At 73.3% G+C, this 13392-nt stretch carries 10 protein-coding genes; 3 read left to right on the forward strand and 7 right to left on the reverse strand.

The window, feature by feature from the left end; genetic code table 11:
• Positions 1 to 19: 19 nt before the first annotated feature.
• On the reverse strand, positions 20 to 991 hold the full coding sequence (locus ACFWAR_RS01505) for a GlxA family transcriptional regulator (RefSeq protein ID WP_385772233.1): 972 nt from the start codon (positions 989 to 991) through the stop codon (positions 20 to 22).
• Between the two features lie 110 nt (positions 992 to 1101).
• On the opposite strand from ACFWAR_RS01505, the gene ACFWAR_RS01510 reads away from it, so the two are divergent.
• Positions 1102 to 2739, forward strand: a complete 1638-nt coding sequence (locus ACFWAR_RS01510) for an ABC-F family ATP-binding cassette domain-containing protein (RefSeq protein ID WP_385772234.1) — start codon at positions 1102 to 1104, stop codon at positions 2737 to 2739.
• A 398-nt stretch (positions 2740 to 3137) separates the two neighbouring features.
• On the opposite strand, the gene ACFWAR_RS01515 is transcribed toward ACFWAR_RS01510, so the two are convergent.
• The 5 genes from ACFWAR_RS01515 to ACFWAR_RS01535 all read right to left on the reverse strand — a co-directional run bounded on the left by ACFWAR_RS01515 (position 3138) and on the right by ACFWAR_RS01535 (position 9414).
• Entirely contained in the window at positions 3138 to 3923 is a 786-nt protein-coding gene (locus ACFWAR_RS01515) for an SDR family NAD(P)-dependent oxidoreductase (protein ID WP_385772235.1), read from the reverse strand.
• 7 nt (positions 3924 to 3930) lie between these two features.
• The gene (locus ACFWAR_RS01520; RefSeq protein ID WP_385772236.1) at positions 3931 to 5160 is read right to left on the reverse strand and encodes an MAB_1171c family putative transporter; all 1230 of its coding nucleotides are present in this window, start codon (positions 5158 to 5160) and stop codon (positions 3931 to 3933) included.
• Positions 5150 to 5587 (reverse strand): hypothetical protein, encoded by a 438-nt coding sequence (locus ACFWAR_RS01525; protein WP_385772237.1) that lies wholly within the window; start codon positions 5585 to 5587, stop codon positions 5150 to 5152. Before ACFWAR_RS01525 ends, ACFWAR_RS01520 begins: the two co-directional genes overlap by 11 nt.
• A 302-nt stretch (positions 5588 to 5889) precedes the next feature.
• Positions 5890 to 8418: a Tex family protein gene (locus tag ACFWAR_RS01530; RefSeq protein WP_385772238.1), complete on the reverse strand. Its 2529-nt coding sequence runs from the start codon at positions 8416 to 8418 to the stop codon at positions 5890 to 5892.
• Positions 8419 to 8544: 126 nt separating this feature from the next.
• Positions 8545 to 9414, reverse strand: coding sequence for a hypothetical protein (locus ACFWAR_RS01535; RefSeq protein WP_385772239.1), 870 nt, complete (start codon positions 9412 to 9414; stop codon positions 8545 to 8547).
• A gap of 320 nt (positions 9415 to 9734) precedes the next feature.
• Between ACFWAR_RS01535 and ACFWAR_RS01540 the strand changes: the two genes are divergently transcribed.
• The gene (locus tag ACFWAR_RS01540; RefSeq protein WP_385772240.1) at positions 9735 to 11285 is read left to right on the forward strand and encodes a M1 family metallopeptidase; all 1551 of its coding nucleotides are present in this window, start codon (positions 9735 to 9737) and stop codon (positions 11283 to 11285) included.
• A 54-nt stretch (positions 11286 to 11339) separates the two neighbouring features.
• On the opposite strand, the gene ACFWAR_RS01545 is transcribed toward ACFWAR_RS01540, so the two are convergent.
• Entirely contained in the window at positions 11340 to 12233 is an 894-nt protein-coding gene (locus ACFWAR_RS01545; protein ID WP_385772241.1) for an oxygenase MpaB family protein, read from the reverse strand.
• A 130-nt stretch (positions 12234 to 12363) separates the two neighbouring features.
• Between ACFWAR_RS01545 and sph the strand changes: the two genes are divergently transcribed.
• On the forward strand, positions 12364 to 13368 hold the full coding sequence (gene sph, locus ACFWAR_RS01550; protein ID WP_385772242.1) for a sphingomyelin phosphodiesterase: 1005 nt from the start codon (positions 12364 to 12366) through the stop codon (positions 13366 to 13368).
• Positions 13369 to 13392: the final 24 nt, after the last annotated feature.

Consider the following 13392-nt stretch of genomic DNA (forward strand, 5'->3'; position numbering starts at 1 on the left):
TGTGCGTGTGGGCGGGTGGTCAGGCGGGCGCGCCGAAGCGGCGCCGGTATTCGGCGGGCGGTTGGCCGAGGGTCTTGACGAAGGCGCGCCGCAACGCCTCCGGGGTGCCGTAGCCGCAGGCCCGGGCGATCTGGGCGATGCCCTCGGAGGTGTCCTCCAGGAGCCTGCGGGCGTGCTCGACCCGGACCCGTTCGACGTAGCGGCCGGGGGTCGTGCCGGTCTCGGCGTGGAAGGCGCGGGCGAAGTGGCGTGGCGAGAGCCGGGCGCGGGCGGCGAGCGCCTCGACGGTCAACTCGGCGCCGGGGTGCCCGGTGATCCAGTGCTGCACCTCGCGCAGCGGCTCCCGCTGGGCGCTCTGGGCCGCGAGCAGCGCGCTGAACTGGGCCTGGTTGCCCGGCCTGCGCAGGTAGACCACCAGGTGGCGGGCGATGTCGAGGGCGATGTCCCGGCCGTGGTCCTCCTCCACCAGGGCCAGCGCGAGGTCGATGCCCGCGGTCACCCCGGCCGAGGTGGCGACGTACCCGTCCCGCACGTAGATCGGCTCGGGCTCCACCCGCACCCGCGGGTAGTCCCGGGCCATCTGCGCGCAGGCGTTCCAGTGGCTGGTGGCGCGCCGGCCGTCCAGCAGCCCGGCCTCCGCGAGGAGCAGCGCGCCGGTGCACACGGCCACGAGCCGGTCGGGCCGGGTCCCGTGCGCGCGCAGCCAGTCGGTGAGCCGGGGCTCGAAGTCCCCCCGGTACTGGCCTCCGGGCACCAGCACGGTGGTGCCCGGGCCCGGCTCGGCGCCTTCCAGCGGGCCGTCCGGGAGCAGGGTCAGCCCGCTGTTGGTCCGTACGGGCGCTCCGCCCGGGGACACCGTGCGGATCCGGTACCCCTCGCGGCCGGGGAAGCGGCCCACCCCCGCGAAGACCTCGACCGGGCCGGTGACGTCCAGGCTCTGGACGCCGTCGTAGAGGAGGACGAGCACGCTGCGCCGGGGTTCGGAGGGCATGGATCCATCGTCTTGCGCCGCACCGGCGTCCGCAATGTCGGGCTCCCCACCTTTCCTGCCATCGAGGTGCGGGCGGGCGGCCCGGGCACGGCCGATAGGATCGACGGATCATGACTGCAACCCTCGTCGCCAAGGAACTCGCCGCCGGACACGGCGCGCGCTCGCTCTTCACCGGTCTCGACCTGGTCGTCGCCCCCGGTGACGTCATCGGCCTCGTCGGCGTCAACGGCGCCGGGAAGTCGACGCTGCTGCGCCTGCTGGCCGGCCTGGACACGCCGGAGACCGGTGAGCTGCGGCTCTCCCCGCCCACCGCCACCGTCGGCCACCTGCCGCAGGAGCCGGAGCGCCGCCCCGGCGAGTCGATCCGGGAGTTCCTGGCCCGTCGGACCGGGGTGGCCGCCGCGCAGACGGAGCTGGACGCGGCCACGCAGGGCCTGGTGGACGGGGTCGCGGGCGCGGACGACGCCTACGCGACCGCCCTGGACCGGTGGCTGGACCTCGGCGGGGCCGACCTGGACGAGCGGGCCGAGGAGGTCGCGGCCGACCTCGGGCTGTCCGTGGGCCTCGACCTGCCGATGACGGCGCTCTCCGGCGGCCAGGCCGCGCGCGCGGGCCTCGCCTCGCTGCTGCTGTCGCGCTACGACGTCTTCCTGCTCGACGAGCCGACGAACGACCTCGACCTGGAGGGCCTGGAGCGGCTGGAGTCCTTCGTGAAGGGGCTGCGCGCGGGCACGGTGGTGATCAGCCACGACCGCGAGTTCCTCACCCGGACGGTCACCAAGGTCCTCGAACTCGACCTGGCCCAGCAGGAGATCAACCTCTACGGCGGCGGGTACGACGCCTACCTGGAGGAGCGCGAGCGGGCCCGTACGCACGCCCGCGAGGAGTTCGACGAGTACGCCGACAAGCGCGCGGCCCTGGAGGGGCGCGCGCAGATGCAGCGCGGCTGGATGGACAAGGGCGTCAAGAACGCCCGGCGCAAGGCCACCGACAACGACAAGATCGGCAAGAAGTTCCGCAGCGAGGCCAGCGAGAAGCAGGCGTCGAAGGCGCGGCAGACGCAGCGCGCGATCGAGCGCCTCGACGTGGTCGACGAGCCGCGCAAGGAGTGGGAGCTGCGCATGGAGATCGCGGCCGCGCCGCGCTCCGGCTCGGTGGTCGCGACCCTGCACGAAGCGAGCGTGCGGCGCGGGGAGTTCACCTTCGGACCGGCCAGCTTCCAGCTGGACTGGGCGGACCGGGTGGCGATCACCGGGGCCAACGGCGCCGGGAAGTCCACGCTGCTCGCGGTGCTGCTCGGGCGGCTGGCGCCGGACTCCGGTTCGGCCACGCTCGGTTCGGGCGTGCTGGTGGGCGAAGTGGACCAGGCGCGCGGGCTGTTCCTCGGCGACGAGTCGCTGCTGGAGGCCTTCTGCGCGGCGGTGCCGGACACCGAGCCCGCGGAAGTGCGGACCCTGCTCGCGAAGTTCGGCCTGAAGGCGGCCCACGTGCTGCGTCCCGCGGCCACCCTGTCTCCGGGCGAGCGGACCCGGGCGGCGCTGGCGCTGCTCCAGGGGCGCGGGGTGAACCTGCTGGTGCTGGACGAGCCGACGAACCACCTGGACCTGCCGGCGATCGAGCAGCTGGAGTCCGCGCTGGAGGCGTACGAGGGCACCCTGCTGCTGGTCACGCACGACCGGCGGATGCTGGACGCGGTCCAGGTCACCCGCCGCCTCCGCGTGACCGACGGCCGAGTCACCGAGGAGTAGCCCCCGGCATACGCCCGGCCCCCGCCTCCGGCAGCGCCTCAAACGCCGGCGAGGCTGAATTCGCCCCGCCAACGACCCCGGCCCCCGGCCGACATCCCGCCTCCGGCGGCGCCTCAAACGCCGGCGGGGCTGGATTCACCCCCGGCAGCACACAAGGCACGGGCCCACCGGACCAAGCCCCCGCAGGCGGGACCCGGGGCCGCCCAAACCAAGCCCCGCCGGCGTTTGAGGCGCCGCCGGAGGCAGCAGCGGCCACGACGCCGGAGCTACTTCGCCACGGCGGGAGCCCAGGGGCGGGCCAAGCCCGGCCAGCGGGGCGCCGGGGGGCGGCCGGGGACGCCGCGGCGGACGGCTTCGCCGTGGGGGGCCAGGGGCGGGCGCGCCGACCGTGGCCGGGGTCAGCGCGGCTCCGCCGGGGCCGAGCGCTTGCGGGCCATTCTGGCGGCCACCACGGTGCGCGGAAGGTGCCGCACCGCCAGGGCGTACGCCTTGTAGCGCCGCCCGGTGATGCTCAGCGGACGCCGCCGGGCGAGGTCGCGCAGGGCCTGGGCCACCACGGCCTCCGGCTCCAGCCAGACCGCGTCGGACAGCTTGCTGACGTCCATGCCCGCCCGCTCCTGGAACTCGGTCCGGGTGAAGCCGGGGACCACCGCGAGCACCCGGACCCCGTACGGAGCCAGGTCCACCCGCAGCGATTCGCTGAAGGCGGTGATCCAGGCCTTGGCGGCGCCGTAGGTCCCGGTGGGCAGCAGTCCGGCGACCGAGGACACGTTCAGCACGGCCCCGCGCCGCCGCTCCCGCAGCCCCGGCACCAGCGCGTGGGTCAGCCGCAGCGGGACCTTGACCAGCAGGTCGAGCATCCGCTCCTCGTCCTCGACCGGGCTGTACGGGAAGGGCGCCGGCAGCCCGAAGCCCGCGTTGTTGACCAGGACGTCCACGGGCCGCGCGGTGTCCGCGAGCCGCGCGACGACACGGGCGCACCGCTCCGGGTCGAGCAGGTCGGCGGCCAGCACCTCGGCGGCCACGCCGAAGTCCCGGCCCAGCTCCTTCGCGAGGGCGTCCAGGCGCTCCTCGTCCCGGGCGACGAGGACGAGGTCGCAGCCCTTGGCGGCGAACCCGCGGGCGAAGGCGGCCCCCAGCCCGGCACTGGCTCCGGTGATCAGAACGGTGGTTCGGTTGCTCACGTGCGCATCACTTTCCGGCGGTTTCGGGCAGTTCGGGCAGTTCGGGGGCGAAGGTCCGCGTGGCGGTGGATCCGTAGGCCTGGGCGACCTCGACGAGGAAGCTCTTCTCGTCCTCCAGGTCGCTGCCCTCGACGGTGCCCGTGGCTCCGTGCACCGAGGAGGGGACGTACGGCGGCTCGGCCCCGTCCGGCGCGCGCCCGGCCGATCCGTCGAGCTTGGCCTGGCGCGCCTCCTTGAGTACGCAGGCCAGCGCGGCCGCGCCGCGGCGCGGGGCGGGCACCCCGGCGCCCACGACGTGGTGGCGGGCCAGCTCCGGGATGCCCGGAACGACGTACTCGTTCAGGATCAGGATCGCGTCGCGGGTCTCGATCACCTTCCGGTAGACCAGCAGGTCGCGCGGGACCGGCGGCCACAGGAACTCCACCACGCGCCCGGCGCGCGGCTTCGTCAGCGCCACGTGCGGCACCGCCTCGACCAGGTCGCGCCACAGCGGCCACAGCCGCCAGGCGGTGCCGACGTCGGATACGGTCCGGCGCAGTCCGAAGAGCACGGGCACGAGCAGGGCGGCGGCGCGCAGCAGCCCGTGCAGGTTCATCATCAGCGCGAGCCAGGGCATGGCGGCGGTGGCGCCGAAGAGCAGCTTCACGAGGTAGACGAACCAGAACGCCCCGGCGAGCGCGGTGCCGAGGCCGAACAGCCACAGTCCGGCGGCCAGTGCGCGGCTCTCGGTGCGCAGGCCGTAGCGCCAGCACAGGGCCACGCAGGCGGTGTTGGCGGCGAGGTGCGCCGAGATGAGCACGAGCCAGTACCCGAGGGAGGGCACCGGATCGCCGTGCGGCGGGATGGTGTGGGTGCCGTGTCCGGGGGCGGTCAGGTCGAGCAGGACCAGCGCGGCGAGCAGGCAGACGGTGGTGACGGCGGCGCTCTGGCGCAGCAGGCGGCCCCGGGTGGTGGCCGCGGCGACGAAGTAGAGGACGGCGCCCGCCGAGAAGACCCCGATGAGGTTGCGGACCAGTCCGACGGTGTGCGAGTACTGCGGATCGCGCATCGCGTAGGTGACCACGTCGGGCAGGTTCAGGGTCATCGCGGCGGCGGCGGTGGCCACGGCGAGCAGCAGTCCGCGCTGTTGCGGGGAGCGGACGGCGGCCGGGGAGCGCAGCAGCACCGCGAGCCACAGGCACACCACGCTGGGCACGGCCAGGGAATCCCCGAAGGCGGCGATCGGGTCAGCCGCCATGCTGCACCCGCCGGTACCCCATGGCGGACTCCAGGCGGGCCAGCGTCCCGGCGGCCTCGTCGACCGGGGGCAGCCCCGCGCTGGTGCGGATCAGGCTGGCCAGCATCTCGGCCTCCTGCTCCTGGCGGTTGGTGTAGTTGGTGCGGCCGAGGATGACGGGGGCCCGGGCGCCGCTCTCCTCGCCCTCCAGGGAGTTGTGGCCGAAGAGGATGTGGCCCAGCTCGTGCAGGACGATGTGCTCGCGGTGCAGCGGTGAGGTCTGGGCCTCGTAGAAGACGTAGTCGATGCTCGTGGTGCCCACCCACAGGCCGCACACGCCGGACTCGGCGGCTTCCTTGGGGAGCGGGTGCAGCCGGATGGGCCGGCCCCGCTGCTCGGCGATCCGCCCGCACAGGGCGTCGAGGGAGAACGGGTGCGGCAAGTCCAAGCGACCGAGAATCGTCTCGCAGCGTTTGCGCAGGCTGAGTTGCCGGTATGGCATGTGCTCCCTCTTCGGACCCTTTCCCGGGCAGCGTCGATAGGCAGGGGCTGATGTGGGCATGACGTCCTGAGGGGGGATCAGGGAAGCCCGCGCGCCGAATGGCGAACGGGCGTTCCCACATGCCTACAGATCGGGTGCCGGAGTTGGCAAGGCGCGCCCCCGGGCAGGGGGGGTATTCAGCCAGTCCTTCCTGCCCGGGCCCGCGACCTGCGCATCAGCCCCCGGCGCCGCCGGGGGTCCGTCGGGCGTCAGCGCCCGCGACGCTCCTCCGGGCCGGTCAGACCGGCCCGGCGCAGGGCATCGGCCATCGCGCTGTTGGCCGGCGCCGGAGCGCCCTTGCCGGCGCCCTGACCGCCACCGGCGCCACCGCGGGCGCCGGACGCGCCCCGGGCGCCGCCGCCCGTACCACCGCCCGCGCCGCCTGCGTTGCCGCTCCTGCCCGCACCGCCTGCGTTACCGGCGGCGGCACCCTTGCCGGCGCCGCCGCGGCCCTGACCGCCCTGACCGCCCTGGCCGCCACCGCGCTGCTGCGGCGGGCGCCCGCCGGAACCGCGCTCGCCGCGCTCCTGGCGGGGCCGCGGGGCGCCCGCCGCGCGGTCCGCCCCCTCGTCCTCCAGCCGCAGGGTGAGCGAGATCCGCTTGCGCGGGATGTCCACGTCCATGACCTTCACCCGGACGATGTCACCGGGCTTGACCACGTCGCGGGGATCCTTGACGAAGGTCTTCGAGAGCGCCGAGACGTGCGCCAGGCCGTCCTGGTGGACGCCGATGTCGATGAACGCGCCGAAGGCCGCCACGTTGGTGACCACGCCCTCCAGGATCATCCCGGGGGCCAGGTCGCCGATCTTCTCCACGCCCTCCTTGAAGGTGGCCGTCTTGAAGGCGGGTCGCGGGTCGCGGCCCGGCTTCTCCAGCTCGCGCAGGATGTCCGAGACGGTCGGCAGGCCGAAGGTCTCCGTGACGAAGTCCGCGGGGCGCAGGGAGCGCAGTACGGCGGTGTTGCCGATCAGCGCCGCCACCTGGCCGCCCGCCTGCTTGCCCATCGCCCGGACCACCGGGTAGGCCTCGGGGTGCACGCTGGAGGAGTCCAGCGGGTCCTCCCCGTCGCGGATCCGCAGGAAGCCGGCGCACTGCTCGTACGCCTTGGGGCCGAGCCGGGCCACGTCCTTGAGCGCCCTGCGGCTGCGGAAGGGGCCGTTGGCGTCGCGGTGGGCGACGATGTTCTCGGCGAGACCGCCGCTGATGCCCGAGACCCGGGAGAGCAGCGGCGCGGAGGCGGTGTTGACGTCCACGCCGACGCCGTTCACGCAGTCCTCGACGACCGCGTCGAGGGAGCGGGAGAGCTTCACCTCGGACAGGTCGTGCTGGTACTGGCCGACGCCGATCGACTTCGGGTCGATCTTCACCAGTTCGGCGAGCGGGTCCTGCAGGCGGCGGGCGATGGAGACGGCCCCGCGCAACGACACGTCCATGTCCGGGAGTTCCTGCGAGGCGAAGGCGGAGGCCGAGTACACGGAGGCGCCCGCCTCCGAGACCATCACCTTGGTCAGGTTCAGCTCGGGGTGCCGGGCGATCAGGTCGGCGGCGAGCTTGTCGGTCTCGCGCGAGGCGGTCCCGTTGCCGATGGCGACCAGGTCGACCGCGTGCTCGCGGGCGAGGCGGGCCAGCTTGGCGAGGGAATCGTCCCACTTGTTGGCCGGCACGTGCGGGTAGATCACCTCGGTCGCCACGACCTTGCCGGTGGCGTCCACGACGGCGACCTTCACGCCGGTGCGGAAGCCCGGGTCCAGGCCCAGCGTGGCGCGGGTGCCGGCGGGCGCCGCGAGCAGCAGGTCCCGCAGGTTGGAGGCGAAGACGCGGACCGCCTCGTCCTCGGCGGCCTGGCGCAGCCGGGTGCGCAGGTCGAGCCCCAGGTGCACCTGGATCTTGGTGCGCCAGGCCCAACGGACGCTGTCGGCGAGCCACTTGTCCCCGGGCCGACCGCGGTCGGCGACGCCGAAGCGGCGGGCGACCATGCCCTCGTAGGTGGAGGGACCGGGGGTCTCGCTCGGCTCCTCGGGCTCCAGGGTGAGGTCGAGGACGTCCTCCTTCTCGCCGCGCAGCATGGCGAGGACGCGGTGCGAGGGCAGCGCGGTGAGGGGCTCGGCGAAGTCGAAGTAGTCGGCGAACTTGGCGCCCGCCTCCTCCTGGCCGTCGCGCACCTTGGCGGCCATCCGGCCCCGGGTCCACATCCGTTCGCGCAGCTCGCCGATCAGGTCGGCGTCCTCGGCGAACCGCTCGGTGAGGATGGCGCGGGCGCCTTCGAGCGCGGCGGCCGGGTCGGCGACGCCCGTGTCGGCGTCGACGAACGCGGCGGCCGCGGCGACCGGATCCACCGAGGGGTCGGCGAGCAGCCCCGTGGCGAGCGGCTCCAGGCCCGCCTCACGGGCGATCTGCGCCTTGGTGCGGCGCTTGGGCTTGAAGGGCAGGTAGATGTCCTCCAGCCGGGCCTTGGTGTCGGCCGCGTTGATCATGGCCGTCAGGGCGTCGTCGAGCTTGCCCTGCTCCCGCACGGACTCCAGGATCGCGGCGCGGCGGTCCTCCAGTTCGCGCAGGTACCGCAGCCGCTCCTCCAGGGTGCGCAGCTGGGCGTCGTCGAGCAGCTCGGTCGCTTCCTTGCGGTAGCGCGCAATGAACGGCACGGTGGAGCCGCCGTCGAGCAGCTCGACGGCGGCCTTGACCTGCCGCTCCCGTACGCCGAGTTCCTCGGCGATCCTGCCTTCGATGGACGTCGTCACGTTCCGGTCCCGCCTTCGTCTGCACTGCCGCACTGCGCTGGAAGCTGCCAATTGTGGCAGGTGGCGGTGGCGGAGGTCGGGAACCCTGCCGATCGACCGGCGGGACCGGGCCGTTCCCGGCCGGTGTCAGCCCTTGCCGGTGAGGTCCGCCGGGAAGGCGCCGGCGCGGAGGGCCCGGACGACGAGGGCGCCGCCCAGCTCGTGCAGGCGGGCCAGGTCGGCCGCGCCGAGGTGTTCGTACGGGGCCGCGTCGAGCCGGTCGGTGTCCGCCTCCAGCTGCTCGCGCAGCGCCGTACCGGCCTCGGTCAGCTCGTTCTCGGCATCGAGGAGCCCGCGCCCGCGCAGCCGGTCGGCGGCGGCCGCCAGGTCGGCCGCGCTCCAGCCGCGGGTGGCGCGCAACCACTTCGAGGTCATGCCGTGGCCGGTGGCGTTGTGGCTGATCAGCGCCTCGACGGGATCGAGTCCGGCGATGAGCAGGGCGGCGAGGTGACCGTCGCCGCGGTGCTCGCGCAGCAGGGTGGTGGCGTGCCACAGGCGCAGGTGGGCGGCCTCGGGGACCGGCAGGTCGGCGTGGGCGGAGTAGAGCGGGCGCCCGTGCCGGGTGCAGCCCTCGGTGGCGCGCATCGCCAGGTCGGCCGCCTCGGCCAGCTCCGGGGAGGCCAGGACCTCGGCGCCGAGCAGCCGGGTGAGGGTCGCGTCGACGGCCCGCAGCCGGGCGGCGAGTACCTGCTCGGGGTCCGCCTTCTGCCACACCGCGGGCAGGAACTGGGCGAGGTGGGCGTGGCTGTAGTTGTAGAAGGCCGCGGCCACGGTGCCGGGGCCGACGGCGCCCAGGGCGGCGCTGCGGCTGCTCAGGGGAGCGGCCGAGCCCTCGATGCCGAGGAGGGCCAGTTCCCGGGCCAGATCCGGCGAGAAGTAGATGGTGGCGTGCAGCGGATTGATGGCGGCGTGCCAACAGCGGCGTGCGGCGAAGGGCGGGAGGGTGGAGAGCGTCATGCCCGCACCCTACCGACTGATTGGTATGTACAACAGGGTCGCCGGAGCCCGCCCGCCGGGTCGGCGCCGGGCCGCCCACCGGGCACGCTTCCACGGCCGCGACCACGAGATCCGGCCGTTCTTCCCCGCCCACCGGTCCCGCCCCACCTGGCCGGGGGCCGTCCGGATGGCGCGGTGTGACGTCCGAATGGCGATCGTGTGACAGCAGGGGCCATGGACATGACGTGGGGCGCAGGGGTGAATACGGTCGAACACACAAGCCTCGATCCGAGCTGAACACCGCTCAGGAGAACCGTCTCCCCTACCCCTTGGAGTCCTTCGTGCGACGCAAAGTCATCGCCCCGAGCGTGCTCGCCGCCTCCCTGCTGCTGGTGATCCCGGCATCGGCGGCGACCGCCGTTCCGGGCGCCCCGGGTATCGGCGATCCCTACTACCCGGCCAGCGGCAACGGTGGATACGACGTCTCGCACTACGACTTGAGACTCCAGTACCAGCCGAAGACCGACCTCCTGGAGGGCACGGCGACCCTCCTGACCACCGCCAAGCAGGACCTCTCCCGCTTCAACCTGGACTTCGGCCTCCAGGTGAGCGAGGTCCGGGTCAACGGCGCCAAGGCGAAGTTCGCCAAGACCGGCACCCAGGAGCTGGAGGTGACCCCCGCGACCGCGCTGCAGAAGAACAAGCAGGCCACGGTGGTCGTCAAGTACGCGGGCAAGCCTTCGGAGTTCAAGGTCGACGGCTGGTCGGCCTGGGCGCGCACCCCGGACGGCGCGGTCGCGGCCCAGGAGCCGGACTCGGCCATCTGGTGGTTCCCGAGCAATGACCACCCGCTGGACAAGGCGACGTTCGACGTCTCGATCAACGTCCCGGACGGGCTGCAGGCCATCAGCAACGGCGTTCTCCAGTCGCAGAGTTCGAAGCTCGGCTGGACCCGCTACAACTGGCGCTCCAACAAGCCCCAGGCCACCTACCTGACCACCCTCGCCATCGGCAAGTTCGACATCACCACGGACAAGACCGCGAGCGGGCTGCCGGTGCTGAACGCCTACAGCGTGGACCTGGGGGACAACGCGGGCGCGGCGAAGGCGAGCGTCGAGCGCACGACCGAGGTCGCCGAATGGCTGGAGGGGGTCTTCGGCCCGTACCCCTTCAACGCGCTGGGCGGCTACGTACCGAACGTGCCGAGCGGCTTCGCGCTGGAGACCCAGACCCGCCCCTTCTACAGCCCGCGCCAGTTCGCGAACGGGGCCAACGTCCAGGTCGTCGTGCACGAGCTGGCCCACCAGTGGTACGGCGACAGCGTCTCGGTCGACGGCTGGAAGGACATCTGGATCAACGAGGGCTTCGCCCGCTACAGCCAGTGGCTGTGGTCGGAGAAGGAGGGCGAGGGGACCGCCCAGGAGCTGGCCGACTGGACGTACTCGACCCGGCCCGCCGAGGACCCGTTCTGGCAGGTCAAGCCCGGTGACCCGGGCGCCGACAAGCAGTTCGACGCGGCCGTCTACGACCGGGGCGCGATCGCGATCCAGGCGCTGCGCAACGAGGTCGGCGACGAGAAGTTCTTCAAGATCCTCAAGGGTTGGCCGACCGAGCGCGCCTACGGCAACGCCAAGGTGAACGACTTCGTCCGCTACGCCGAGCGGGTCTCCGGCAAGCCGCTGGCCGACCTCTTCGAGACCTGGCTGTACACCCCGGGCAAGCCCGCCTTCTCCGCCCCGGCGGCGAAGCCGAAGGCGCCGGGCGCGACGGGTCGCTCGCTCGCGGCCCCGGCGCCCGCCGCGGCCCCGAAGGCGGAGCCGAAGTCGTGGAAGAAGATCGCCGCGACGAACAGCGTCCACGACACCGAGCAGGGGCACGGCCACGGCCGCTGAGCCCACCCGGCCGCTCGCCCGGCCGCCGCAGGACCGGCCGCGCGCCGTCGCCCCTCAGTGGGCGGCGGCGCGCCACCGCGCCCGGGCCTCCCGGGCCACGGGCAGGTAGCGCAGCCGCTCGGGCAGCAGCGGTACGACGATCCGCACGATCGCGCTGAAGCGGCGCAGCCTGCGCTCCTGGGCCGGGCTCCACTCCAGGCCGATGGCGGCCCGCGCCTCCGGGGGCATGTAGCCGACGGTGGCGAAGGCCCGGAAGCGCAGGAACAGGGTGCGCAGCAGCGGCCAGGCGAGCCGGGTGAGGATCCGCACCGGCAGCGGCCCGCCCGTGGGGCGGGGCAGCGGCACGTCGGTGGCGACCAGTTCGCGGGCCACCGGGGTGGACTCGATCTCCTCGGCCAACATCCGGTGGTAGTGCGGCCAGTACTCCTCGATGGTCGCCGGCATGTCCCGGTCGTGGATGCCGAGGATGCGGCCGACCTGGAGCCACTCGGTGTAGAGGGCCCGCTCCTGGGCGGGGGTGAACGCGCGGAAGAGGTACCGGGCGGCGTAGAGGTAGACCGGGAAGCCGGAGGCGTGCACCCACGAGTAGCAGGCCGGGTCGAGGGCGTGGTAGCGCCGCCCCCGGGTGTCCGTGCCCCGGATCTCCTTGTGCAGCCGCCGCACCCGGCGCCCCTCCTCCACGGCCCCTTCGCCGCCGTACACCCAGAGCTGGACGGAGCGGATCGAGCGCTCCCCGCGCCCCCAGGGGTCACTGCGGAAGACGGAGTACTGGTCCACGCCCGCCCCGATCGCCGGGTGGGCGACCTGCATCGTGAAGGCGGGCGGCAGCATGAGCAGCGCGCGCACGTCCCCGGCGATGGTCCACAGCACCCCGCCGGGCGGCGGCGGAGCGATGTGGCCACTGGTGTCAGAGTGGCTTCCGGTGCTCTTGGATCGCGTGGGACTCATGGCACAAGTATGCGAGCGCAAGAAGTCCCTTCCCCCGTCGGAAAGTCTTGTCCTGGGTGTTACCCAGAGGTAACTGCAGATGATGTGATGGCGCAGCCGATCTTCCCCCCGCAGGAACGATGGAGTCCTCATGCTGCCCAGCACGCCCCGCCGCACCCGCCGCGCCCAGGCCGCCGCCGCGGCCGTCGGCGCCCTCACGGCCGTCGCGCTCGCCGTCACCGCCGCCCCGGGAGCCTCGGCCGCGGAGTCCGCGCAGGACGCGACGCCGCGCCTCAACGTCCTGACGTACAACACGTTCCTGATGAGCACCAACCTCTACCCGAACTGGGGCCAGGACATCCGGGCCCGCGAGATCCCGAAGGCGTCCTTCTTCCAGGGGCACGACGTGGTCGTCCTCCAGGAGGCCTTCGACAACACCGCCTCGGACGCCCTCAAGGCCAACGCCGCCGCGCAGTACCCCTACCAGACCCCGGTGGTGGGCCGCAGCAAGGACGGCTGGGACGCGACGAGCGGCGCGTACTCCTCCACCACCCCGGAGGACGGCGGGATCACGATCCTCAGCAAGTGGCCGGTCCTGCGCAAGGAGCAGTACGTCTACAAGGACGCGTGCGGCGCCGACTGGTGGTCCAACAAGGGCTTCGCGTACGTCGTCCTGAACGTGAACGGCACCAAGGTGCACGTGGTGGGCACCCACGCGCAGTCCACCGACTCGGGCTGCAAGGCGGGCGAGGCGGCCCAGATGCGCAGCCGCCAGTTCAAGAACATCGACGCCTTCCTCGACGCCAAGAACATCCCGGCGAACGAACAGGTCATCGTCACGGGCGACATGAACGTCGACTCGCGCAGCCCGGAGTACGCCTCCATGCTCGCGGACGCGGACCTGGCCGGCGCCGACTCGCGCACGGGCCACCCGTACTCCTTCGACACGGCCACCAACTCGATCGCGAACTACCGCTACCCGACGGACCCGCGCGAGGACCTCGACTACGTCCTCTACCGCAAGGGCAACGCCCGCCCGGCCAACTGGAACAACAACGTGGTCAAGGAGCAGTCCGCCCCCTGGACCGTCTCCAGCTGGGGCACCTCCTACACCTACACCAACCTCTCGGACCACTACCCCCTGATCGGCTCGTAGCCGACTCCGCCCCCTCCCCCGGGC

This window comes from Streptomyces sp. NPDC059917, from assembly GCF_042730635.1.
Classification (GTDB): Bacteria; Actinomycetota; Actinomycetes; order Streptomycetales; family Streptomycetaceae; genus Streptomyces.